This is a genomic window from Pontibacter arcticus, assembly GCF_003284895.1.
GTDB classification, from domain to species: domain Bacteria; phylum Bacteroidota; class Bacteroidia; order Cytophagales; family Hymenobacteraceae; genus Pontibacter; species Pontibacter arcticus.
Window position 1 is genome coordinate 146,756 of the sequence record NZ_QMDV01000001.1, and the last position, 24,162, is coordinate 170,917.

Consider the following 24,162-nt stretch of genomic DNA (forward strand, 5'->3'; position numbering starts at 1 on the left):
AAAAATCGGGCAGCTCGTCGATAAAAGTACAATTAAAATCCGTAGTACGAAAAAAGAGCATTAAAATGTGCTAATGTTTTACCTGATAATAAATTTTGCGCACTGCGGTTAAATTGATTTTTAAGCTGTTAAGCTGCCGGAGCATTTTATACATAAATGGCACTTTACCCTGCTCTGCCAGCATCCCGAAAAACGATTCCGCCTCGCTGAAATTTGCCGTAAAGTACGCGTGCCGTGCTTCGTATTTTAACCGTTGCCGGTAGGCTTCGCGCTCTGTTTCGGTTTGCAGCAGGGCCGCAATTTTCTCGCAGACTTTTACCGTAGATGCCAGCAACCTGTTACCTTTTGCGTACCAGCTTTGCGATAACGATGCCTCATGTACGCGGCGTTTTGTAGTAACGATATCCAGGTAATGGTAGCCAAAATTCCGGGCCGACCGCACCCAGAAATCGAAGTCTTCGTATGCCAATGTCTCATCATAACCACCTAGCTTTTCAAACACTTCGCGCCGGATCATCATGGTAGGCGGACAAATGAAATACCTCGCAATTACTTCACTGAATACAGCGCTACTTTGTGCAGGTTTATACTTCTGGCTATGGAAGCTGATGTGCTCGGCGTTATCAGTTATGTATTCGGCATCCGTATAAACAACCCCGGTGGCTGCATTAAGTTTCTGGAAAGTTTCTACCTGCTGCGCCACACGGTCCGGCAGCAACACATCATCCGTCGAAAAATCAATGATAAACGCACCCTGGCTTGCCCGCCAGCCCATGTTAAAAGCTGCGCAGTTTCCTTTGTTCTGGCCCGTAGAAATAAATTTCAACTGCGGATGATGTTGTAAGTATGATTGAATAATGGAAACACTCTCGTCTGTACTTTCATCATCCACCACTATTATTTCGATGTTAGGATAAGTTTGGGCCAGCACCGAATCGAGCGCTTCGGGCAAGAAACGGGCGTGGTTATAACACAGGCAAACAATCGAAACAAGCGGATACGTATTAGTCACGGATGGGCTATTTATACTTGTAAAATTCCTGCACGGCTGCAATTACGGCTTCCTGCTCATCGGCGCGCATCCCCGGAAACAAAGGCAAACTCAGGCTTGTTTCGGCCAGTTCTTCCGCCACCGGGAAATCACCTTTTTTATACTTTAAAAAACGGTACGCCAGCTGTAGATGTACTGGCACCGGGTAATGTATGGCCGTGCCGATCCCCCGTCTTTGCAGCCATTCCTGCAGCTCGTTTCTATACTTGGTCCGGATGTTAAAGACATGGAAAACGTGCCCGCAACCCGGCGCTGTAACCGGAAGTATGAGATCGCCAATGTACTGCAATTTGTCTAAGTATACTTGTGCCAGCCGTTGCCGTTCGGAGTTCAGTTGGTCCAGGTGTTGTAGTTTTACCCGGAGTACGGCTGCCTGCATTTCATTGAGGCGCGAGTTAATGCCGATAACCTGATTGTGGTATTTCTGCTGCTGCCCGTAGTTGCGGTAAAGTTGCGCAAAAGTTGCCAGTTCCGGGTTGTTGGTTGTTACAGCACCGCCATCGCCGAGAGCGCCTAAATTTTTGGTGGGGTAAAAACTGAACGCGTTTACATGCCCGAACGAGCCGGCCGGTTTGTTTTTATACTTCGCCCCATGCGCCTGCGCACTATCTTCTATCACATGTAAATCATACTTTTGAGCGAGCGCCATAATGTTTTCCATTTCGCAGGTCTGGCCGTAGAGGTGCACCGGAAGTATGGCTTTTGTCTTAGCAGAAATATTACTTTTTATACTTGCTGCCGTGATGTTACAGGTATGGATATCCGGCTCCGCAAAAACGGGTGTTGCGCCCACTTGTACCACGGCATTGGCGGTTGCAATAAAGGTATTGGCCGGAAGTATAACTTCATCGCCTTCGGTAACGCCCACTGCTTTCAGGGCAATCACCAGCGCATCGTACCCATTGCCTACACCAACGGCAAACGATGCAGTTAAGTAAGCTGCAAATTCCTTTTCGAACGCCGAAAGCTGCGAACCAAGTATAAAATGTTTCGACCGGATGGTTTGCAGCACGGCACTTTCAACGGCCGCTTCCAGGCCAGTCGGAAAATCTCTCAGCTCAAAATAAGGAAGCGCCATTTTTTCTTGATAAAGGATATTTGGATGAAGGACAAACGACTTTGACTTTACCGTAGAGGCTGTTTAGCGTTTTAAACAAATAAATTACTGCTGCCCTTGCTGCGTGTTTTCACCAGCAAGCTCCTGTCGGTGAAAACACAAACAACGGCAGATTCAGGTACTATAATTGAAAACTCTAAACAGCTTCATAGTTAAAAGCTGATCAGATCAAAAGTATGCAACTCTTCCTTTGTCTTTTGTCATATAATCTTTTGTCTACTTTACAGCCCAATTATTTTCCGAAACTCATCCAGATCGCGGATATAATCTTTTTCGTCGTAATCTGTGGAAGCCATACAAAGCGCAATGGTGCTTTCGCTGAAGTATAAATTTACCCAGCACATAGCAGGCAAATACAAACCTGTGCCCGGCTCCGAAAGTATAAACGTTTCTGCACTGCCTGCCATCAGGGTTTCTACCTTTACCTGCCCTGTTAGCACGACAAGAACTTCTTCGGTTTGTTTGTTGGCGTGCCTGCCCCGCACAAATTCCGGGGAGGTGCCGTAGGTCCAGAAAACGCGCTTGATGACAAACGGAATATTGGCCGCTTGTTGGGTAGAAGTGATAAATCCTTCAGGCGAATTTCCGGTAGTATGAAACGTAAGCAGGTATGGAGCAGCAGGCACTGGATTATAATTAAATTCAGTACAAAATAACTACTTTTTGCGATAACTCCGGCATACTTGCCCTTGGCTGGTGTTTGGGCTACCTTTACAACCGTATTTTACCTTGCATACAACGCACTTCTTAAACACATGGAAGACACTTACCGCACCATAACCGCTCCCTCCGAAGGCCTTTACAAAGAAAAAGGAAGTAAGTTTATTGCGCTCGCCTATCCGGTTTTTTCTGAGGATGAAGTGAAAGAACGGTTAGCCGAGCTCCGGAAAACATACTTTGATGCCCGCCACCATTGTTATGCCTATTGCCTGGGAGCTGATAAAAGCCGTTACCGCGCCAACGACGATGGCGAGCCAAACCATTCGGCCGGCGACCCGATTCTGGGCCAGATCCGGTCTGCGGATCTGAGTAATGTACTAGTGGTGGTGGTGCGTTATTTTGGCGGAACGAAGCTGGGCGTTAGTGGCCTGATCCATGCCTATAAAACTGCAACTGCCGACGCATTAGCCGCTGCCATACCTATCGAAAAGTATGAAACAGAGCTGCTGGAAGTGCATTTCCAGTACCTGCAGATGAACGATGTGATGAGCCTGATCAAGGAGTATGAGTTGGAAATGCGCAACCAGCAGTTTGAGCTCGACTGCCGCTTAACACTGGAAATACGCCGAAAACTACTGCCTGAAGTAAGCACCAAACTACAGGATCTGGACAACGTATCTGTTCAGGTTATCAACTAATTTTTTTTGCTTCCGGAATCTACCCGCTTTTCCACCGCTCTCATGCCGAAACTGAAATTTCAATCCGATCATCATAAAATATTCAGCCGCAAAGCCGGCAGCAAACCCGGTATGCTTTTCGTGCCTGCAGAGGCCTTTGCCCCGCGCTACTTCCTGATCTCGTTTAGCGAGCAACATTTTGAAGAAGCAGAACTACCGGATTATGAGCAGCTGATCAACAAAGTTAAAACACAGCCTGAGTTGCGCCATTGGGTTGATATCCGGGGATATAAGGATGATACGCTGATGGGGAAACTAGCTTCAGACTTTGGCCTGCATGCCCTGCAACTCGAAGATGTACTGAACGATTACCAGCGCCCTAAAGTAGAAGAAACCGAAGGCAATAACCTGTTTATTGTGTCTCGGATGCTGCGGTGGTCTGATGCGCAGCAAAACCTGAATGATGTGCAGCTTTCTATTTTTACCGGGCCAAATTACGTGCTCACACTGCAAAGCGATTACGAAGACTGCCTTGACTCGCTCCGCGAACGCATCCGGGTGGGCAAAGGCATTATTCGCCACCGCCCTACCATGTACATGGCCTACGCAATGCTGGATGTGGTGCTGGATTATTATTTCCCGGTGATGGCTGCGATCAGTAATCTGCTGGATGAGGAGGAACAGAAGATCATACTGGTACCTTCCAAAAAAAACCTGTTCACGGTGCTCAATCTCAAAAGCCAGCTGGCCAAGCTACGGCGCATTGTATGGCCCGAGCGCGATAAACTGAACGAGCTGCTGCGCATGGACGAACCCCTGATGCCCGAAGAGATGAAAGTATACTTCCGGGATGCCTACGACCATGTCATCCAGCTGATCGATTTGGTGGATAACCACAAAGAAATGACCTCGAGTTTGGTGGACCTTTATACTTCCACGATGGGAAACCGGATGAACGAAATCATGAAAGTGCTTACCATGATTTCCACCATCTTTATTCCGCTCAGTTTTATCGTAGGGCTTTACGGTATGAACTTCTCACATCAGAACCCAGAAACCGGAAAAGTATACCCGTTCGGCATGCCCGAACTGTACCAGCCGTATGCCTATCCTATTTTACTTGTTTTGATGTTGCTGTTGGTAACGTTGCAGGTCTACTTTTTTTATCGGAAAGGCTGGTTCAGGAGCATGTAGAGCCAGAGCAAGCGATCTATGCTTTGGAAAGTATACTTACTCTACTTTAAAATTGAGCTTCTTAAGTTCCCGGCGATACGATTTGTAGATCGTGTAATTGTTGGTGTCTTCGTTGTAAAAGATGGCCGGCGCATGGGTAGCACGCAAGGACTGGTTCCCGATCAGGGTTGCCTGGGTGTTGTAGAGGTATGTTTTCTGAGGTCCGGTTTCGGTGATGGCGTACAGCTTTCTGGTGCCTCCGAAATGGTAATACTGCACAATTTTAGGCGCTGAAGTGACGTAGCGTTTCTCGAAAAGCTGCTTCATATCCTGCCCGAAAGCGGCTACACGGCCCTGGTCCTGGCGCACTATAATAAACGAACGGCCCACACTGCTTTCCGGCAATAAACTGAACATAGCACTTTTAGTAGGCCGCGGCAACTGGTCGCGGCGCAGCACACGCCCCTGCAGGTTAAACGTAATTACATTGCCATACTTGGTTACTGCCGTTATCTCGGTTCTGCGCAGGTCGGCGGCCGGTTTTATAAAAGCACCCGATGTAAGCGGTGATTTTAAGCTCAACGGAAAGCCCGGATACGTTACACCTTGTTTGTTTAACGCATAAATATATCCGTTCTCAAGCAGCACCAGAATAACATCACGGTTGCCTACGCGCACGTGTTGCGGTGTGGCGGCCAACCGATGCTCCAGGCGGCGCGGCTGCCAGCCTTCCACGCCTGCGCCACGCAGATCATACATGTATAGGTTGCCGGCCTCATCATCCACTAAAAGGCGGTAATCTTTATTTTTTTCGTAATCGAAAACAGCCAGGTGTTGTATGCGTAGCGAGTCGCTTACATTAAACGGAAAATTTTCGAGTGACAGGCTCTGGTTATTGATGGCATGGATGCGGCCGGAGGTAGCAAAAATGTACCGTAATTTCTTATCCTGCGGATGTTCTATACTTTCGATGCCGGTTTGCAGCATGGCGTTCAGGCTATCGGTCCAGCCAAGTTTGTTGGCGTTGGTAATGTTGTGCAGCACACCCGCCGAGTCTTGTACCACAACTTCCTGGGTGCCGTCCACAGCATTCAGTACCGGGTAAGGCTGGCTGGTTAATTTATGAATGAAAGGCACACGCAGTTCCTCTACAAAAGTCTCCTGGCTGGCAAGTGCCGCCGTGTTTGGTCTCCTGATAACAAAGCTTGTATAATACTGGCCTTCCGCTTTGGCAAACTGCAAACTTACCTGATTAAACCGCCTGATTAGGGCTGCGTGCTGCAACAGGTCGTCCTGGCTCTCGTCGGTTATGTAGCGGTTTAAAATGTACCAGGCGTTTTCAGAATTTAAGTATAAACTAAAATTCGCTTCCTGCAAGGTCTGATCCAGGAACTCCTGCTGTCCTACAGATTTCGCCCATACTTTCTCACCTGCAATATCATCCAGCAAGGAGCGCAGCGTGGCAACATCCGCAGCCATTACCAGGTAATTATCTAGCAGCACAGCATAGCTTTCCGGGAAGCCGGTAAACATTTCACCAAAAAAATAAGCCGGAAATTCTGCCGCCTTTATATGCCGGATGGTATAGCTTCCATACTTTAAGTTAGTGCCTGTTTTTTTGCCGGCGGCATCGGTTTGGGCAAGCAAGGTTTGCAGAAAATCATTGGCCCTGGCCGGATTGTCTACGCGGGCATACACTACTTTCTCTGGTTTGATGGTGCTGTTACCCGTCTCGAGATAGGCCAGCGCGACCTCCTGCTGCATACTTTGCGCCAGGCTATCCAGTATACTATTTTGCGCCGGCAGCCCGGTGGCAATTGCTCCCGTCCGCAGCCGGGTTACCTGCTCCAGGCCAAAATGTAAAAGTATGGCAGCCCGGTTTGGCAGGTATGCTTCCAACCCAATGGATGCTGGCTTCTGGGGTTGCATGGCTGTATGCAACGTTCCTTTCAGTTTCTCGGGGTTCGAAAAGCCGTTCAGGAAAAGCTTATCGTTCTCGAGTTTTAGTTCGAGCATGCCGCTGTGGCATAAACTAGCCAGGTAGCGTACCTGCGGCATCAGGTCTTTCTTCAGAAAAAGGCCAAGCAGATCGGGTAAGTTGCGGTAGTTTACAAATACGTTGGCGTATACATCCGGCTGGCTCAGGTAATCGGTTTGCTCAAAACCGGCTGCTATTGAGGTTAAGGTGGTTCGTTTGGTGCGCCGCACAATTTCCTCTATCAGTTTGGGAGAGGCGCTAAGTATAATGTTGTTGTGGTAAGAGAAATACGTGAAGCGCGTGTTAAGTTGTGTGTTGGTAACTTCGGTTAATATCTCGTCCTGGTACTCGCGGGTGGTTTGGGTAAAGGCTTTGTTTTTACTGATGTTATCGGTTAGTGTGCGCAGAAAACGATGCTCTCCCACTGATACCACCGGCACATAGTATACCAGCTGCACTTCTGTGCTATTTTCGACGTGTACCGAAGTCAGTATCTCCTTTTCATCCAGGAAACGGCTGAGGCGCTGGCTGCTGTTGGCGGCGCTATCGAGCCAGGCCAGGTTCTCTTCGAACCGCTGGGCCGCCGGCAGCAAAGTCAGGCTTTCCCACAAACCGGTTTTTTGAAGGTGTGCTTTCAGGGCGCTGTGGTCTTTTGTTTCTACTACCAGGGCAGCATTATCGGGCACCAGCGTCCAGAGGTTTACCTGCTCGCGTGCCTGCTGCCAGCGGCTGCACCCGTAATAGGTCCCAGCTACCAGTAACAAAAACCCGAGAAAGTATAACAGTAAACGTTTCAGCATGAACAGATGGTTGGCGCTGTAAAATTAAGCTATTTTTTTTAACTGCACAGCGGGCGCATTTCTGATGGTTGTAAGATGTTGTACAGTTTAACTCATCCGGTCGCTATAAGTTTATACTTGCGTTTCTACCTGATCGAGTTGCGCACGCAGGGCCGTATAATAGCGTTCGTAAGCACCTTCGCTGGTATGCAGGAACAGAAAAGGCTCAATCAACTCCAGCTCCATCAGTATAAATTCGCCGTTCACTTCCACGCCATCCACACGGGCATACAGGCAATCGCTGGCAAAAGTATCTACCACATACTGGGCTGCCTGCTGCAAATGTGCAGGAGGAGTTGGTGTGTGTACCGTTCCGCCAAAAAAGTGCTGTACCCTGAAATCGCCGGCTTTGGCAGTTTTAAGCACGGTGTGGCTATATTTTCCGTTGAAAAACAAAAACGACCACTCGCCTTTCTCCTCTATCTCAGGCAGGAAAGGCTGCACCATAAACGGTTCTTGTTTTATCAGCTCATTCAGCTCCGGAGTTTTGGCAATCGCATCTTCCAGCGTTAAGGCAAAGGTGTTTTTGGCAGCGCCGCTGATGCGTGGTTTTACAATGATCTTCTTGGTATGTAAAGCTGCAAAAACTTCTTCCGGCTTAAACGCATCGCCTGCCTCCAGCCAAACGGTGGGCGCTACGTTTACGCCTTTCCGGCCGAGGTCTTTAAAGTATACTTTGTCGGCGTTCCATCGGATAGTTTTAACCGGGTTCAGTACGCGGCAATTGAGTTGTTCGAGTTTATCCAGCCAGGCATAAAATGCATCGATCTTGTCGAAATAATCCCACGGCGATTTCATAATCACCAGCCCGAATTGGCTCCAGTCCACTGCCGCATCATCCCAAACCTGAAACGAAACCGACAAGCCTTTTTCCTTTAAAAAACGAAGTAATTCAATATTCTCATCCTCCGAAACAGAGGTAAAACTTCCGGCTTCTTTATATGTTATAAGCGCTACTTGCTGCATAATTTTATTTGTCTGATATTTACGCCGAATATACTTTATCCGGCGCAGAAACCAGTGATAACCGCTGCTTTAACCATAACTTTTTACGGGTAAGCTCTCGTATGTAAGTATACTTCTCACCCGCTTTTTACACTGCGTATCATGCCCAACCTGCGTTACAACAGCTTTCGCTGCAAGTACAGCCTTTCGGTTCGTTTACTTGTGTTGCTGTTGCTTTTTAATTACATCGCCTCTGCCTGCACCCCTGATACGGCAGACGAGCAGCAAACTGATGCGCCGCAGGAAATCCATACCGCCATTGCCGCTGATACCACCGCCACCCGCAACCCAAAACCCGAGCCCAGTGTAATAGACCTGCTCGGAAACCCGTTCGTGGCCAACCGTACCAAAAGCAACAGCCTGAGCTCGTATTACGACCGCATTAATGCCGACTTTACCGTAGAGGCCGACCCGATCGAGAACCGCCATAAAAGCAACATCACCGATACCATTTACACGATCCGGTTCGGTAATTCTGTGATGGAATTTTACGCGCCGACCCAATCCGGTGCGTTGCTGCTGCAGGTAGCTGATATTAAAAGCAATGCCATTGTGCTGCGCGATAACCTGCGTGTGGGCATGCCCCAAACCGAGCTGATCGCTAAACTTAAAACCCAGGCTCAGAACCTGAAAGTGGTGCAAACGCCAAACGAGATCATCGCCTCGACCAAGGAGGGCGCTCCTATCTCACTGCACTTCTACCTCAACAACGGCAAAGTTGACCGCATCCTGTACGAAGGCTATGTGGATTAATGTTTTAGTGGTTTAATGTGTTAATTTGCTAACATAAAATTCAGTATTGTGACTAAGTTCTCATTTTCTGAATTTTACTGATCTTAACTGAAAACTATTAATACATTATCACATTAATCCATCACCACATTAACAAATATGCGCATTGTTATACAGCGGGTTACGCAGGCATCCGTCGAAATTGAAGGAAGTATAAAAGGACAGATCGGAACAGGGCTTTTGCTGCTGGCCGGCTTTACCGCCGAAGATACCGAGGAAGACCTGAAATGGATGGCCGGCAAAGTAACCCAACTTCGCATTTTTAGTGATGCCGACGGTAAAATGAACCTGAGCGTGCAAGATGTGCAGGGAGATATGTTGGTAATCAGTCAGTTTACGTTATATGCCAGCACCAAAAAAGGCAACCGCCCTTCTTATATAAACGCCGCTGCGCCAGCCATTGCCATCCCGCTTTACGAACGGTTTATTGCACTCCTGGAAACTGCCTTAGGCAAAAAAGTACAGACCGGTGAGTTTGGAGCCGACATGAAAGTTTCGCTGCTGAACGATGGCCCGGTTACGATTGTAATGGATACGCAACAAAAAGACATTTTTTAACATGACCATAACCGAAGCCCAAAGTATAGTTGATACCTGGATAAAAGAAAACGGCGTCCGCTATTTCAGTGAACTCACCAACATGGCTATACTTACCGAAGAAGTTGGCGAAGTGGCCCGTATCATTTCCAGAAAGTATGGCGAGCAATCGTTTAAAAAGAGCGACGAAGGAAAAGAACTGGGCGATGAACTGGCCGATGTACTTTTTGTGCTGATCTGCCTGGCCAACCAAACCGGCGTTAACTTAACCGAAGCCCTCCAAAAAAACCTAGAAAAGAAAACCGCCCGCGACAGCCAGCGCCACAAACAAAACGAAAAGCTGAAATAAAGTATAAATGTTAGAAAGTATAAAGGCCGGTCATAATAACCGGCTTTTATACTTTAACTTAAAAAATGTTCCTTACGCCAGGGTAGGCGCTGCGTGCAAATCTACTAAGCGGTCTTTTTTCCAGACAGGCAGGGTGTTGTACACATCGTGTTTCATGCAGAAGGCAATGTCTTTGTTGGTTTCCAGGTTTTCGAGGCGCTGCACATGCGACGATTGCCTCAGGAAGGTAACCAGATCGGCTTTCGCTGCCTGGTACAAGTATAAAGAAGCCAGCGTAGCATCGTTCTCAAAGGTAAATTTATCCTGAAGCTTTGCTGCCAGCGCGCCGGCAAACAGGGTATCTTCGAGGTTAAACTTTCCTTTCCAGCCTGCACAAACCACGATCACATCCAAACCCAGCGCAATTAAATGGTCGGCTACGGCCTGCAGGTTCAGAAAAGCGCCTACTATAATTTCCTCGGCCGCTTCCGACATCCGGATGGCGCGTGTGCCGTTGGTAGTTGTAATGGCAATGGTCCGGCCTTTTATATGTCCGTTCATGTAAGCAAACGGCGAGTTGCCCAGGTCAAACCCTTCTGCTTTTACACCATCGCGTTCGGCAGCTGTCAGGCAACCTTGTGTGGCATATTGCAGGCACTCGTCCAGTTGCATCACCGGAATAATATCGGCAGCGCCGTTGGCAAACGCCGTTACCATCGTAGAAGTAGCCCGCAGAATATCCACTGCCACAACTGCCTTCCCCTTCAAATCATACAAGTGCAACAGCTCCGGGCTGAAACACACATCTATACTTGACATTCTTTTTAGACGTTAGATATTAGATGTTAGACATTAGACATAAACTCCAAAGGAAGTCTAACGTCTAATATCTAGCATCTTGTGTCTTTAAAAATTACTTTTTAACAAACGGAAGTTTAATAACCTGCGCTTTCATGTCTTTGTTACGCACGCGTACAAACACTTCGCTGCCCGGTTTGCTGAACTCGTTGGTTACGTAGCCCATCCCGATGCCTTTGCCCAGTGTTGGCGACATGGTACCGGATGTTACCTCACCAATTTGCTCGCCTGCTGCGTTTACAATTTCGTAATGAGATCTCGGAATCGCTTTTTCCATCATCTCGAAACCAACCAGTTTTTTGGTTACACCGGCAGCTTTCTGTTCTTTCAGATTTTCTGAATTGGTAAATTCCTTATCGAACTTCGTGATCCAGCCCAAGCCGGCTTCCAGTGGAGATGTTTCGTCGGTGATGTCGTTGCCGTAGAGGCAGAAACCCATTTCAAGGCGTAAGGTATCGCGCGCGCCCAACCCGATCGGCTTAATGCCAAATGGTTTGCCGGCTTCCATGATCGCATCGAAAACTTTGCGGGCATCTTCGTTCTTCACATAGATCTCGAAACCACCTGAGCCAGTATAGCCCGTAGCTGAAACGATCACATCCGGCACGCCGGCAAATTCGCCTTTATCAAACGTATAATATACCATTCCTGCCAGGTCGAGGGAGGTAAGCGACTGCAATGCTTCAACAGCTTTAGGGCCTTGTACCGCAAACAGAGACATTTGATCAGAGATGTTTTCCAGTTGGGCTCCGTTTGTGTTATACTTGCTGATCCAATCCCAGTCTTTATCGATGTTAGAAGCGTTTACCACCAGCATGTATTCTTCTTCGGAGAGACGGTACACCAGCAGGTCGTCTACAATGCCGCCGTTTTCGTTTGGCAGGCAAGAGTACTGTATTTTGTTATCGGCCAGTTTAGCGGCATCGTTGGTAGTTACGCGTTGGATCAGGTCCAGTGCCTGCGGGCCACGAACCATAAACTCGCCCATGTGCGACACATCAAAAATACCTACTGCGTTACGTACAGTGTTGTGCTCATCCAGATCTGAGGAGTAGCGTACAGGCATATTATAACCGGCAAAAGGCACCATTTTAGCGCCAAGCGCTTCGTGCACGTCATTTAAAGCGATTTTCTTAAGTTCCATGGTAGGTTTGTGTGGTCTGTTGAACAGATGAAATGTAAAAATAAATAAAATTAAGGCGCTTTCTAAATTTATACTTTGGCTGTACTCCTTTTCATACTTCTGCCGCTACTATACTTACCGCGCATACAAGCCATCTATGCCATATTTCGGAAGTATAAGCTAGGCATTTTATACGTTGGGCTGATTGGTTTATACTTTGAAAACCGGTACATAAACAGCAACATGGGTAGTTAATTGGTAATTGTGAGCAGCTGTTTCTATTTTTGCTCTCCAGGTTTATACTTTCGCCCTAATTTCCTTACATGAAATTATCTGTTAAGCTCTTTGCGGGCTTCTTACTTATCTCGCTTTTGTTTAGCGCAGTAGCTATAGTAAACTTTCAGCTATCCGAAACGGTGATCAAGAACACGGAGTGGGTTACGCGCTCTCAGAATGTGGTTCGGAACTCAGCTGCGCTGCAACGTAATATCATTGATATGGAAACCGGTATACGGGGCTTTCTCCTGAACGGCAACGAAACATTCCTGCTGCCTTATTACCAATCAAAAAACCAGCTTAACGGCCTTATAAAAGAGATAAAGGTGTTAACAAAGAGCTCTCCAAGCCAAACGCAGAAGATAGGCGATATTGTAAAGCTGCAGGAAGACTGGCAGCGCAACTATGCCGAACCCCTCATCCAGATAAAACGCGACAGTACACATACTTACCAGCGTATAAACTATACCCAGCTCGATAGTTTGGTAATGGGCGAAAAACTGATGATGGACTCTATCCGAGTGGCTTTCCGGGAATTTAATTCAATAGAGTACCAGATCAGGACAATACGCCGCGACCGCCTGAATGAAAGTATAAATAACACCCGCACAGCCTCTACGGCCCTTACTATCTTTTCGATCGTGCTGGGTCTGGGCTGGGCCTGGTACATCACGCGCCTTATTACCCGCCGCATCATTAAAATGGTCACGCTTGCCGATCAGATATCGAAGGGCGATTACAAAACCCGCATCATCGATACTTCCAAAGATGAACTTAGCCAGCTGTCGTACTCCCTTAACCGGATGTCTACCACAATTGATGAGACCTTTAGCGAGCTGGACCGCAAAAACAGAGAGCTTGACCAGTTTGCCTATGTCGTATCCCATGACCTGAAGGCACCGCTCCGGGGCATAGAGGTTGCATCGCGCTGGGTGGAGGAAGACCTAGGCAGCGACCTGCCCGCCAATATACAGGAGTACCTGATGATGATGCGCGTACGCGTGCACCGCATGGAGAACCTGATTAATGGTATCCTGGCACTGTCCCGTATTGGCAGAACAAAGCAAATTGAGGAAGAGGTAGATGTAAACCTGCTGCTGATAGAGGTAATTGACATGCTATTGCCGCCCGAAGGATTTATTATTGATGTGCAGGACAACTTACCTACGCTCCATACAGTACATGTACAATTACAACAGGTTTTCACCAACCTTATCAGCAACGCCATTAAGTACCACGATAAAAAGCATGGGATTATCAAGGTCAGGCATCAGGAAGAAGAAACCTACCATGTTTTTTCTGTTTCGGATGACGGCCCTGGGATAGACCCTGCATATCATGAGCGCATCTTTGTGCTGTTCCAGACGTTGCAGGAACGGGATGCCATAGAAAGTACAGGCGTAGGCTTAACAATTGTAAAAAAGATAATTGAGCAACAAGGAGGCACTATTTCGATTACTTCCACACTTGGCAAAGGATCAACTTTTACCTTTACCTGGTTAAAAAACAGGCAAGTTGAAGTATAATTCTATAAGTTTATCTAAATTTGAATCAATAGCATATCCTATTGAAGAGTAAAAAAATATAATGACTACTAAAAATGTGACAATCCTTTTAGTTGAAGATGACTATCTGGACATAATGAATGTAGAGCGAGAGCTTAAAAGAATTGATTTAAAACATCCTTTGCACGTAGCCCGCAACGGCAGAGAAGCACTCGATATGCTACGCGGTGATGGTTTTCCTAAGATAACTCCGGCACCAAGTGTTATTTTACTGGATATCAATATGCCTAAAATGAACGGTCTGGAGTTTCTGACGGAACTGCGCCACGACCCCGAGTTCAGCCATATCCCTGTTTTTATCATGACTACCTCCAACGAGGAAACCGACCGCATGACAGCCCAGAAACTGAACGTGACCGGTTACATCGTAAAACCGCTTTCGTTTGATAGTTTCGAGAACGGTGTTTCTTCTTTAGACAGCTTCAGCCTTTTCCTTGATCTGATCAAATTGAAATAGAAAGATCATACTTCTCTATTCTATAAGCTAAGAGCCATAAATAAGGTATGATGTATACTTTATTTATGGCTCTTAGCTTTACAATAACCTGAAACTTTGTCTGTGAAAAGCTGTTGGGCCATATTCAGCAATCGCGGTCCGGTGCATTTTGGTAGGATAGCCTGCATTTTGCTCCCAGCCATACATTGGGTTTTCATCTGCTAAGCGGCACATCAACTCATCGCGGTACGTTTTAGCAAGTATGGATGCCGCTGCAATGGCCAGGTACTTTCCATCTCCTTTTATGATGCAGCTGTGTGGTATAGACTGATAGCTTTTAAACCTGTTGCCATCTATAAGTAAATATTCAGGTGTCAGATTCAGTTTCTCTATAGCCCGGTGCATTGCCAGAAATGACGCCTGTAATATATTGATCTCATCTATTTCCTGAGGGCTCGCCTCTCCTATCGCCCAGGCAACGGCATCTTTTTTTACATCCTGCTCCAGTGCATTTCTACGTTTCTGGCTTAACTGCTTCGAGTCGTTCAGGTACGCATGCTGATACGCTTTGGGAAGTATAACAGCCGCTGCTACCACTGGCCCTGCCAGGCAACCTCTGCCTGCTTCGTCTACGCCGGCTTCTAGTATAAATCCACTGTAATTTGGGAGGAGCATAAATCTATAAGTAAGCTGCAAGTATAAAAATAAAAGCCCGCCTGTCAATAACAGGTGGGCTTTGGTTGTGTTAAATGTATTATATGCCAATATAAAATTGCTGTAATCAATATTTATAAAAAAAGGAGGACTGCGCGAACAGCCCTCCTTTAACAGTTACCATTTAACTGGTAAAACTATGTTTATTGCCTTGTATCCCAGAAAATACGAACTTTCATATCAGGCTTCTGCTTGATGTTAGGGTTAGTATTAGTTTCTGCTTCAGGATAATACAATGATCTTGGAATATAATCCGTAGCAGCAATAGATGTTGGTACTGGAGTAATTGCAGGATAACCTGTTCTTCTCCAATCGTTCCAAGGCTCTAAAGCAACACCGTAGTTTGCGATGTACTTCTCAGTGATAATCTGACGTAGCATTTCTGCAGTAGATCCTGTTAATGTACCGTTTGCAGTAACGTAAGCTAACTGTTGTGCAGCCGGAACGTTAGCAGCGGCCATAGAAGCATTGATACCAGCCTGGAAGAAGGTAGTAGCTGTTGCCACATCATTGCTGAAACGTAAGGCATGCTCAGCTCTGATAAAGTTATACTCCGCGAATGTAAACATACGAATTGGAGCATCGCCGGTGTAAGCACCGTTGTTAGCCGCATTTGCAGGAACACGACCTTGTGCATCCGGTACCAAAGCAGTCTTTAACGGGCCACGCAGGTAAGTATGCATACGAGAGTATGAAGTTGACTCAGCATCTCCGGCTGCAGCACCTACATACTGACCTGATCCGAAAGGAAAATCAGTGAAGTAAGTTGAACGGCGCGGATCTGCTTTGCTGTTCATCAGATCAACTAAATATTTGTTCGCAAACGTATAGTTCAGACGTGATACTTCAAACTGGTGAATCGGGTTCTGAGATGCTGTTGCATCAACGAAAGTCATCTGGAAGTTATCCGCATTCGAACTCATGAATGGTGCTCCACTTGCAATCAGGGCATCCATCTGCGCTTTTGCGAAAGCTGGATCACTCTCACTGTAACGCAGGAATAAGCGTAGCTTAAGTGAATTAGCAAATTTTTCCCACTTCAAACGGTCACCTCTGTAGATGGTCTCGTTGTTACCAGGAGAAAGCACGGAAGTAGCAGCTTTTATATCAGTTGTACCTTCATCAATCAATCTGAGAACTTCTTTGTACACATTTGCATCATCATCCAGAGCTGGTGTTGTGTTCTGGGTACCTTGCAATGCCTCTGTAAATGGTACATCACCCCATACATCTACGGTCTGTGAGTAAGTGTAACCTTTCATAATCTTGGCTATACCTGTGTAATGCGGGCTGCCCTGGCTATTGTTAATTACATACTCCAGGTCTGGTAAAGCAACTGCAAAGAACGCGTTGTAAAGGTTATTCAGGTCTGATGGCTGAATCAAGTAACGCTGATATTCTCTTGTCTGGATGGTAGGACCAGCCTGACCAGAGAATTGCTGCATTACTAAAGAAGTAAAGCGATGCAGATCACTACCATTTCTGAAACCTGTGTTAACGGTTGCACTTGTTAATACTTGCTGGATAGGTGCCGCAGTAGGGCTGTTAGGGTTAACATTAACATCCAGGAACTCATCGCAAGAACTGAACGTCAGCATAAATGCTGCTGCTAGTCCGGCTGTTAAATATTTATATTTTTTCATCTTTGTAATTCGGTTTATTATAACGTAACTCTTAAGAAAGCACCGTAAGATCTGGTTTGTGGTAAACCGTTAAACTCAAATCCTTGTGCATTGCTTACACCTAACGTGTTGTTTTCTGGGTCAAGGTGCGGGAAGTTAGGAGCACGCATTAACAGGTTTCTTCCGTTAAGACCTATTTCCAGACGGCCAAACGGCGTTTTCTGAACAATAGCAGATGGTACAGAATAGCTGATAGATGCTTCTCTTAAACGAATCCAGGTTGCATCATATACATAGCTTTCACCGGCAGTATGCAGCGTAGTAAAATATTGCTCTGTTGTAACTGGCGTTGTGTTAGGAGAACCATCAGCTTTAACACCTTCAAATATGTAAGGTGTAGCTAATGTACCGTCCGCATTAAATCTGTCGAACTCTGCAGTTTCAGCAACTGAACCACTTCTGATCAGGTCACCTAAGTTACGTGAGTATACATCGCCACCTTTTCTGATATCAATCAGGAAGTTAAAGTTGATACCTTTGAAGTTTAAGTTGTTCGTGATACCACCAGTCCAGTCAGGGTTTGTATCGCCAATTTTACGTGATATCGGATCCAGTGAAGGCAAACCAGTTGTGTTGTTGATGATTAATTGCCCATTATCATTGCGCAAGAATGCAGAACCGTACATTACACCGTAAGGCTGACCAGCTTCCAAACGAATGTTTGGCGTAGTGAAACCAGCAAGGATAATGTTTGGAACACCATCAGCAAGTTGTAATACTTCGGATCTGTTTCTGGTGAAGTTGAAGCTAACATCCCAAGAGAAGTTTGGTGATTTTACCGGAGAAGCGTTCAGCAAGAACTCTATGCCTTTGTTTTCCAATGTACCAGCGTTTTTGGTCTGGCTTGTAAACCCGCTTGAGCTGGAAATCGGAACTGCAAAGATTAGGTCTTCAGAATTGGTCTGGTAGTAGTTGGCTTCAAAACCTAATCTGTTTTTGAAGAACTGCATCTCCAAACCAATTTCTTTTGATGTAGTGAATTCTGGTCTCAGGTTAGGATCACCGGAAGCGTTTGACAAAGTTCTGCCGCCCAAACCATTATAAGGGAACACAACAGCTGGGCCGAAACCATCTGATGCACCAGCCTGTACAAAGTATGTGTTAGTAGAGAACGATGGTGCTTCTTTACCTACTTTAGCATAGTTAGCTTTAATTTTAGCAAACTCGATTACGTTATTCTTTAAAGCAGGGAACGCCTCAGTTGCAATAAAGCTCACAGCAACAGATGGGTAGAAGTATGAATTCTCGTCTTCACCGAATGTAGAAGAGAAGTCGTTTCTTCCTGTCATGTTCAGCGTTACGAAGTTTTTATAACCTACTGTTACGTCAGCAAAGAGACCCACCAGTCTTCTTATATCTCTGTTTGCGCTACCTGTTACAACGGAAGCGTTAGAAATATTCTTAAGGTCTTTGATACCTAATGTTTTACCTGTTACTGTAACGTTTTTAGATGAGCTGTGCACAACCTCATTACCTACGTTGAAGCTTAGTTTGAAGTCATCGTTCAGATCGCGGCTACCAGAAAGTATAAAGTTGGAGTTTACGTTACGGCTCAGGAAGCTTTGATCATAAATACCACCTGTACCAAGTGCAGATACGTTTGCAGCACCTCGCGCTCCAATCTGGTCGTAACCTTTTGCTACGAAGTTGTATGCATCAACACCTAAGCGGTAGTTAGCGCTTAACCATGGCAACAGGTCGTAAGTAAAGTTAACGTTACCGATAACACGGTTTACTTCATCTTCATACGTATTATTTGCAATAGTCCAGTAAGGGTTATCTACTGCATCAAAGTAAATCTGGTTGCCTGCTTCATCCTGGTAAGGTATACCAGATAAGTTAATGTTGCGCGGAATAAACCAGCCACGGAAGAATGGGTTAGATAGTTGGTTACCCACCTGCGTACGCTCAGAATTGCTGTTAACATACTGGAAGTTAATACCAGATGTGAGCTTAGAAGTAATAGCAGACGAACCGTTAAAGGTAAAGTTGTTTCTGTCCAGTGAGTTGTTATCCAGAATACCTCTCTCGGCAGTGTTACCATAAGATAAACGGTAACTGGCTTTATCACCACCACCACTGAAACTTAATGTGTTCTGTCTGTTTGTGCCTGTTTTGAAGATATCCTTGATGTTATCAGGATATGCAGTCAGCGCTTCCTGCTCTCCTCTGAAGTTAGTTACAGTCTGGCCTGCAATACGTGGACCCCATGACACGTTACTTGTCGGGATGAAGTTACCACCTGTACCTTGCGCATATTCGTTCTGCCAGTCCGGGAATCTGTTCACATCTACCAGGTTGTAAGAAGAGTTAAACTCTAATCTGTTTTTCTGGCCGGCTTTTCCTTTTTTAGTGGTGATGATCACAGCACCAGAAGCAGCACGCGATCCATAAAGCGCAGCAGCAGCTGGTCCTTTCAGGATGTTGATAGACTCGATATCGTCCTGATTAAGGTCAATTGCACGGTTTGAGTTAGAAACACCGTTCTGTAGAGCGTTATCTCCACCACCGTTATCAATCGGAACACCGTCTACAACGAATAAAGGCTGGTTATTACCAGTAAACGTTGTATTACCTCTGATAAAGATACCTGAAGATGAACCAACCATACCACTGGCACTGGAAATTTTAACACCTGCAACTTTACCAGATAAAGCGTTAACAACGTTTGTAGGGCGTCCAACTATCAGTTCTTCAGCATTTACAGTACCAACTGAATAACCTAAGTCTTTTTTCTCTCTCTGGATACCTAGGGCCGTTACTACCACTTCCTGTAACTGCTTATTATCAAGCGACATAGCTACATTAATAGTGCTTGCATTTCCAATACTACGTTCTACTGCTGTGTAACCAATAAAACGGAACTGCAATGTATTTCCTTCCGCAGGAACATTAATAGAATAAGAGCCATCTGCTCCGGTTGCTACCCCAACGGTAGTACCTTTAACGAGAACAGCTACTCCAGGCAGCCCATCTCCTGTCGACTGGTCAGTAACTGTACCAGTTACAGTTTTGCCCTGTGCCATCGCCTGCTGAAGCAGGACAAGTACCAGAGCAAAACTAATTAGTAATAGTTTTTTCATGTGTGTTTGTGTTTAAGGTGAAATATTAAAGTAAGCGTGTTTGGTCCTTTTAAGGAAGCAAAAGCCTTTTAGCTTTCGCTTTAAACATACCAGTTCCATACTCTTATTTTAAAGAGATTATAAAGGATAGTATGATTTTAAAATTTACTTAAAGGGATATGATAGCGCATCTGACCAATGGCTTATCGCTGTAAAAGTATATTTATTACAACATCCTCTTTATTGCCATGAATTGGGTATTTGCTTTACTTGTTCTCAATATTATACACTAAAAAACAGAAAAGCAACTTTAAAACATCTGTTGCCTAAAATATTTCTTAATAATACGATAATTTAAAACTACCCTGATAATCAATGTTTAAACCATAATTAACAATATCCAGCTTCATCCCCTCTTTTGCAGGCAAGTTAGGGTTCTTGGTTTAAGGCAGACTTAATTTAAAATAATCCAGCTTATAAATAGCTGCTATTACCCAATATTACCCATATAAAATATACATTTTTCAAGGGTTAACTTCAAAACTGAAATTTTTAAAACCTACAAATAATACATTCCTTGTTACAACATCGTTTATACAACCTTCTTTAAAAGAAAAGCCCCGAAGCACATGCTTCGGGGCTTTTCTTTTAAAGAAGGTTTCTGAAATTATTAAGCCTGCATCAGGTAAGCTTTAATATAATCATCCAGATCGCCGTCGAGTACGTTCTGTACATCGGTGCGCTCTACTCCTGTTCTTATGTCTTTGATGAGTTTATACGGGTGAAGAACATAGTTACGAATCTGCGAACCAAAGTCAATGCGCTTTTTCGTGCTTTCTATCCGGTCGCGCTCTGCGTTCATTTTTTCGATTTCAATCTGGTATAACCTGGATTTTAGCATGCGCAGCGCGTGCTCTTTGTTCATGAGCTGCGAGCGTTCGATCTGGCATTCGATCACAATGCCGGTTGGTTTGTGCTTTAATCTCACGGCTGTTTCTACCTTGTTCACGTTCTGGCCACCTGCGCCGCCTGCACGGTAGGTATCCCAGTCAATGTCGCTCAGGTTAATCTCAATATTGATCGTATCATCTACTACCGGATAAGCAAAAACCGAAGCAAACGAAGTGTGCCGCCTGCCACCCGAATCGAACGGAGAAATACGAACCAGCCGGTGCACGCCAATCTCAGACTTAAGGTAGCCGTAAGCAAAGTCGCCGGTAATTTCGAGTGTAGCTGATTTTATACCTGCGCCTTCGCCGGCATTGTAGTTCAGCTGTTTTACAGCAAACTTATGCGACTCGGCCCACATAATATACATACGCATCAGCATCTCGGCCCAGTCCTGGCTTTCGGTGCCACCTGCTCCCGGGTTAATTTCGATGATAGCACTGAGCTGGTCTTCTTCCCCGCTTAGCATACGCTTAAACTCCAGCCCTTCTACCGCATCCGTAGCGTTTTTATATTCTTTCTGAATATCTTCTTCGGATACATCCCCTTCTTTGTAGAAATCGAACAGCACTTCAAAATCAGATACCGCTTTTTCTACTTCTTCGTAATGGTTGGTCCAGTTCTTTACCAGTTTAATCTCTTTCAGAATCTTTTCGGCTTCTTTCGGATCATCCCAGAAATCGGATGCGGTGGTTTGCTCTTCTGTGGCGGCTACCTGCTCTTTTTTAGCATCGTAGTCAAAGGTACCTCCTCAAAGCCTCTACACGGGCTTTTAACTCTTTTACCTGATCAGTTGTCATGGTTTTATTTTTTTGTTGGAAATGTGATTTGCTGTAAATAATAAGATGCTGAAGTATAAACAAATGAGTTATACTTCAGCATCTTACTGAAAATTTTATACTTTAGATAACTAAGCCGAATGCTGTTACACGCTAGGCTTCGATTTTCACCATCCAGTTGTGTGTATCAGTTGCCTGGCCGGTTTTTATTGCATCCAGCGCTGTCGCTATTTTGTTTGATATTTCGCGGTTCTCGATAGCTGGCAAAGTATAATCCGTCCCGTTGTAGTGGATAATTGCGATCTGGGCAATGGTAGCGGCAGTGCCTGTTCCGAAAGCTTCCTGCAAAGTACCGGCCTGGCTGGCTTCTATAATCTCGTCTACGGCCACTTTTCGTTCTTCTACAGTATAACCTAAGTCTTTGGCAACCTGCAGCACGCTGGCACGGGTAATACCATTCAGAATAGTGTTGCTTACAGCAGGTGTTACCAGTTTCCCATCTATTACGAACATAATGTTCATGGTACCTGATTCCTCGATATACTTGTGTTCTTTAGCGTCTGTCCAGATAAGCTGGTGGTAGCCTTTCTCCTGCATTTTACGGGCTGGCAATAGGGCCGATCCATAGTTACCTGCTGCTTTGGCAAAACCTGCGCCGCCCTCTACGGAGCGGGCATAATTCGGCTCTATCGCTACTTTTAACGGCACACCGTAATAAGCGCCCACCGGACAGGTAAAGATCACAAAACGGTACGTATCTGATGGGCGAACGCCAATAAAATCATCGGTAGCAAACATGAACGGGCGAATGTACAATGCGCATCCTTCTGTTGGCGGCACCCAGGCAGCATCCAGTTTCAGAAGCTCTTTCAGGCCATCCATAAAAAGCGCTTCGGGTATCTCCGGCATGCACATACGCTCTGCCGACAGGTTTAACCGCTTAAAATTCTCCAAAGGTCTGAATAACTGAATTTCGCCTTCCGGGTTACGGTACGCTTTCATCCCCTCAAAAATGGACTGACCGTAATGTATAGCTGATGTAGCCGGGCTCATCATCATATCGCCATATGGCAGAATCTCTGGCGTTTGCCAGGCACCATCCTTGTAATCAACAACCAGCATGTGGTCTGCAAAAATCTTCCCGAACTGGATGTTATTAAAGTCCAGCTCGTTTATGCGCGATGCTGTTGCACGCTGGATATTTATGGTTTTGGTTGGTATCGTTGCTGCGTCTTCAGTTGTCATAGCAAGTTTTTTGGAGGGTTAAGGTTGATAATAACCGTTTCAGATACGGGCTTTCCAGGCTATTTCTTCAGCGCCAAGCTCGTGCGTCATTATACGGCAAAGGGCAAACAGATAATCGGATAATCTGTTCAGATAAATTATAACAAGATCTTCTACTTCGGATTCCTGCTGCAATTGGATGGCAATACGCTCGGCTCGCCGGCAAACACAGCGTGCCACATGGCAAAACGAAACAGACTGGTGCCCGCCAGGCAACACAAAAGCGCGCAGCGGCGGAACTTCAGAAGTATAATTATCGATTTCCTGCTCCAGCAACAGCACATCTTCGTTGTGCAGGTCAGGGGTCTTCATTTTTGATTTTACGGGGTCAGAAGCCAGCGATGCACCAATCGTAAAAAGCCGGTCCTGTATTTCCTTCAGAATATCGGCACGGTTACAGTTTACTTCCTGGTCGCGTACCAGCCCGATGTAAGAGTTAAGCTCATCTACGGTGCCGTAGGCTTCGATGCGTACATCAGATTTGGCAACACGCGTGCCCCCTATAAGCGAGGTTTTGCCTTTATCGCCGGTCTTAGTGTATATTTTCATTTACGTTTTGTTCTGCCTGTAACTTACTGGCCGTAGCTACATCATCATTAATCAGATCCGATTCTATAAGTCCGTCCCGAAGGCGCACAATGCGGTGGGCATACTTGGCGATATCTTCTTCGTGCGTTACCATGATGATGGTATTGCCTTTGGCATGCAGGTTCTCGAACAGCTCCATAATTTCGTAGGAGGTTTTGGTATCGAGGTTACCTGTCGGCTCATCTGCCAGAATTATACTTGGGTCGTTTATCAGCGCGCGGGCAATGGCCACACGCTGGCGCTGGCCACCCGACAATTCGTTTGGTTTGTGATTGCCACGGTTGCCGAGTCCTACGCTTTCCAGCGCTTCCTGGGCTTTTTTATCGCGTTGCGATTTGTTGTAACCAGCATAAATCAGCGGAAGTGCTACATTATCGAGCGAGCTTTGGCGCGGCAACAGGTTAAAGGTCTGAAATACGAAGCCAATTTCTTTGTTACGAATTTCCGCCAGTTCGTTATCCGACATGTTGCTTACATCGTTCCCGTTCAGGATATAGGTTCCGCCGGAAGGTGTATCGAGGCAACCGATAATATTCATCAGCGTGGATTTACCGGAACCGGATGGCCCCATAAAGGCAACATACTCGCCTTTGTTGATGGTGATCGATACGGATTTAAGTGCATTGATCGTCTCGCTGCCCATGCGGTAAACCCTGGAAATATCGTTCGTTTCGATAATTGTGCTCATAC

22 protein-coding genes are annotated in these 24,162 nt (G+C 45.9%); 8 read left to right on the top strand and 14 right to left on the bottom strand.

The window, feature by feature from the left end:
- Positions 1 to 70 precede the first annotated feature (70 nt).
- The 3 genes from DP923_RS00655 to DP923_RS00665 form a co-directional block, all read right to left on the bottom strand.
- Positions 71 to 1,012 (bottom strand): glycosyltransferase, encoded by a 942-nt coding sequence (locus DP923_RS00655; RefSeq protein ID WP_112303659.1) that lies wholly within the window; start codon positions 1,010 to 1,012, stop codon positions 71 to 73.
- Positions 1,013 to 1,019: 7 nt separating this feature from the next.
- Entirely contained in the window at positions 1,020 to 2,129 is a 1,110-nt protein-coding gene (locus DP923_RS00660; RefSeq protein WP_112303660.1) for a DegT/DnrJ/EryC1/StrS family aminotransferase, read from the bottom strand.
- 260 nt (positions 2,130 to 2,389) lie between these two features.
- The gene (locus tag DP923_RS00665; RefSeq protein ID WP_112303661.1) at positions 2,390 to 2,794 is read right to left on the bottom strand and encodes a sugar 3,4-ketoisomerase; all 405 of its coding nucleotides are present in this window, start codon (positions 2,792 to 2,794) and stop codon (positions 2,390 to 2,392) included.
- Positions 2,795 to 2,923: 129 nt separating this feature from the next.
- Between DP923_RS00665 and DP923_RS00670 the strand changes: the two genes are divergently transcribed.
- A complete protein-coding gene (locus tag DP923_RS00670) occupies positions 2,924 to 3,526 on the top strand; it encodes an IMPACT family protein (protein WP_112303662.1) in 603 nt (200 codons plus the stop codon).
- Between the two features lie 42 nt (positions 3,527 to 3,568).
- Positions 3,569 to 4,699 (top strand): magnesium/cobalt transporter CorA, encoded by a 1,131-nt coding sequence (gene corA, locus DP923_RS00675; protein WP_112303663.1) that lies wholly within the window; start codon positions 3,569 to 3,571, stop codon positions 4,697 to 4,699.
- 36 nt (positions 4,700 to 4,735) lie between these two features.
- Here corA and DP923_RS00680 read toward each other — a convergent pair whose 3' ends face one another.
- Both DP923_RS00680 and DP923_RS00685 read right to left on the bottom strand, forming a co-directional pair.
- On the bottom strand, positions 4,736 to 7,456 hold the full coding sequence (locus DP923_RS00680; protein WP_112303664.1) for a DUF3352 domain-containing protein: 2,721 nt from the start codon (positions 7,454 to 7,456) through the stop codon (positions 4,736 to 4,738).
- Positions 7,457 to 7,567: 111 nt separating this feature from the next.
- On the bottom strand, positions 7,568 to 8,461 hold the full coding sequence (locus DP923_RS00685; RefSeq protein WP_112303665.1) for an ATP-grasp domain-containing protein: 894 nt from the start codon (positions 8,459 to 8,461) through the stop codon (positions 7,568 to 7,570).
- A 141-nt stretch (positions 8,462 to 8,602) separates the two neighbouring features.
- Here DP923_RS00685 and DP923_RS00690 point away from each other — a divergent pair, with 141 nt between their 5' ends.
- The 3 genes from DP923_RS00690 to DP923_RS00700 all read left to right on the top strand — a co-directional run bounded on the left by DP923_RS00690 (position 8,603) and on the right by DP923_RS00700 (position 10,178).
- The gene (locus DP923_RS00690; RefSeq protein ID WP_112303666.1) at positions 8,603 to 9,253 is read left to right on the top strand and encodes a hypothetical protein; all 651 of its coding nucleotides are present in this window, start codon (positions 8,603 to 8,605) and stop codon (positions 9,251 to 9,253) included.
- Between the two features lie 138 nt (positions 9,254 to 9,391).
- Positions 9,392 to 9,850 (top strand): D-aminoacyl-tRNA deacylase, encoded by a 459-nt coding sequence (gene dtd / locus DP923_RS00695; RefSeq protein WP_112303667.1) that lies wholly within the window; start codon positions 9,392 to 9,394, stop codon positions 9,848 to 9,850.
- A 1-nt stretch (position 9,851) separates the two neighbouring features.
- Positions 9,852 to 10,178: a nucleotide pyrophosphohydrolase gene (locus DP923_RS00700; protein ID WP_112303668.1), complete on the top strand. Its 327-nt coding sequence runs from the start codon at positions 9,852 to 9,854 to the stop codon at positions 10,176 to 10,178.
- A 72-nt stretch (positions 10,179 to 10,250) separates the two neighbouring features.
- Here the strand turns inward: DP923_RS00700 and DP923_RS00705 are convergent, their stop codons facing one another.
- Together DP923_RS00705 and gcvT are read right to left on the bottom strand one after the other, a co-directional pair.
- Entirely contained in the window at positions 10,251 to 10,976 is a 726-nt protein-coding gene (locus DP923_RS00705; RefSeq protein WP_112303669.1) for a 2-phosphosulfolactate phosphatase, read from the bottom strand.
- Between the two features lie 94 nt (positions 10,977 to 11,070).
- The gene (gcvT, locus tag DP923_RS00710) at positions 11,071 to 12,159 is read right to left on the bottom strand and encodes a glycine cleavage system aminomethyltransferase GcvT (protein ID WP_112303670.1); all 1,089 of its coding nucleotides are present in this window, start codon (positions 12,157 to 12,159) and stop codon (positions 11,071 to 11,073) included.
- A 75-nt stretch (positions 12,160 to 12,234) separates the two neighbouring features.
- On the opposite strand from gcvT, the gene DP923_RS16600 reads away from it, so the two are divergent.
- The 3 genes from DP923_RS16600 (at position 12,235) to DP923_RS00720 (ending at position 14,436) form a co-directional block, all read left to right on the top strand.
- Complete coding sequence (locus DP923_RS16600) at positions 12,235 to 12,393, top strand: hypothetical protein (RefSeq protein WP_165838122.1); 159 nt, start codon at positions 12,235 to 12,237, stop codon at positions 12,391 to 12,393.
- A 68-nt stretch (positions 12,394 to 12,461) separates the two neighbouring features.
- Positions 12,462 to 13,940 carry a CHASE3 domain-containing protein gene (locus DP923_RS00715; protein ID WP_112303671.1) on the top strand — a complete coding sequence of 493 codons (1,479 nt, stop codon included), beginning with the start codon at positions 12,462 to 12,464 and terminating at the stop codon, positions 13,938 to 13,940.
- A 61-nt stretch (positions 13,941 to 14,001) separates the two neighbouring features.
- Positions 14,002 to 14,436: a response regulator gene (locus DP923_RS00720; RefSeq protein ID WP_112303672.1), complete on the top strand. Its 435-nt coding sequence runs from the start codon at positions 14,002 to 14,004 to the stop codon at positions 14,434 to 14,436.
- A gap of 78 nt (positions 14,437 to 14,514) precedes the next feature.
- Here the strand turns inward: DP923_RS00720 and DP923_RS00725 are convergent, their stop codons facing one another.
- The 7 genes from DP923_RS00725 to DP923_RS00755 all read right to left on the bottom strand — a co-directional run bounded on the left by DP923_RS00725 (position 14,515) and on the right by DP923_RS00755 (position 24,160).
- Entirely contained in the window at positions 14,515 to 15,090 is a 576-nt protein-coding gene (locus DP923_RS00725) for a ribonuclease HII (RefSeq protein WP_112304747.1), read from the bottom strand.
- A 182-nt stretch (positions 15,091 to 15,272) separates the two neighbouring features.
- Positions 15,273 to 16,772: a SusD/RagB family nutrient-binding outer membrane lipoprotein gene (locus DP923_RS00730; RefSeq protein WP_112303673.1), complete on the bottom strand. Its 1,500-nt coding sequence runs from the start codon at positions 16,770 to 16,772 to the stop codon at positions 15,273 to 15,275.
- 17 nt (positions 16,773 to 16,789) lie between these two features.
- Positions 16,790 to 19,894, bottom strand: coding sequence for a SusC/RagA family TonB-linked outer membrane protein (locus tag DP923_RS00735; protein ID WP_112303674.1), 3,105 nt, complete (start codon positions 19,892 to 19,894; stop codon positions 16,790 to 16,792).
- 649 nt (positions 19,895 to 20,543) lie between these two features.
- Positions 20,544 to 21,621, bottom strand: a protein-coding gene (prfB, locus tag DP923_RS00740) for a peptide chain release factor 2 (protein ID WP_112304748.1) whose coding sequence is annotated in 2 segments (ribosomal slippage) — positions 20,544 to 21,560 and positions 21,562 to 21,621 — 1,077 coding nt in all. Because the reading frame shifts where the segments join, the coding sequence is not laid out codon by codon here.
- Between the two features lie 132 nt (positions 21,622 to 21,753).
- The gene (locus tag DP923_RS00745; protein ID WP_112303675.1) at positions 21,754 to 22,845 is read right to left on the bottom strand and encodes a branched-chain amino acid aminotransferase; all 1,092 of its coding nucleotides are present in this window, start codon (positions 22,843 to 22,845) and stop codon (positions 21,754 to 21,756) included.
- Positions 22,846 to 22,884: 39 nt separating this feature from the next.
- Positions 22,885 to 23,433, bottom strand: a complete 549-nt coding sequence (locus DP923_RS00750) for a cob(I)yrinic acid a,c-diamide adenosyltransferase (RefSeq protein WP_112303676.1) — start codon at positions 23,431 to 23,433, stop codon at positions 22,885 to 22,887.
- Positions 23,417 to 24,160, bottom strand: coding sequence for an ABC transporter ATP-binding protein (locus tag DP923_RS00755; RefSeq protein ID WP_112303677.1), 744 nt, complete (start codon positions 24,158 to 24,160; stop codon positions 23,417 to 23,419). Before DP923_RS00755 ends, DP923_RS00750 begins: the two co-directional genes overlap by 17 nt.
- Positions 24,161 to 24,162 lie beyond the last annotated feature (2 nt).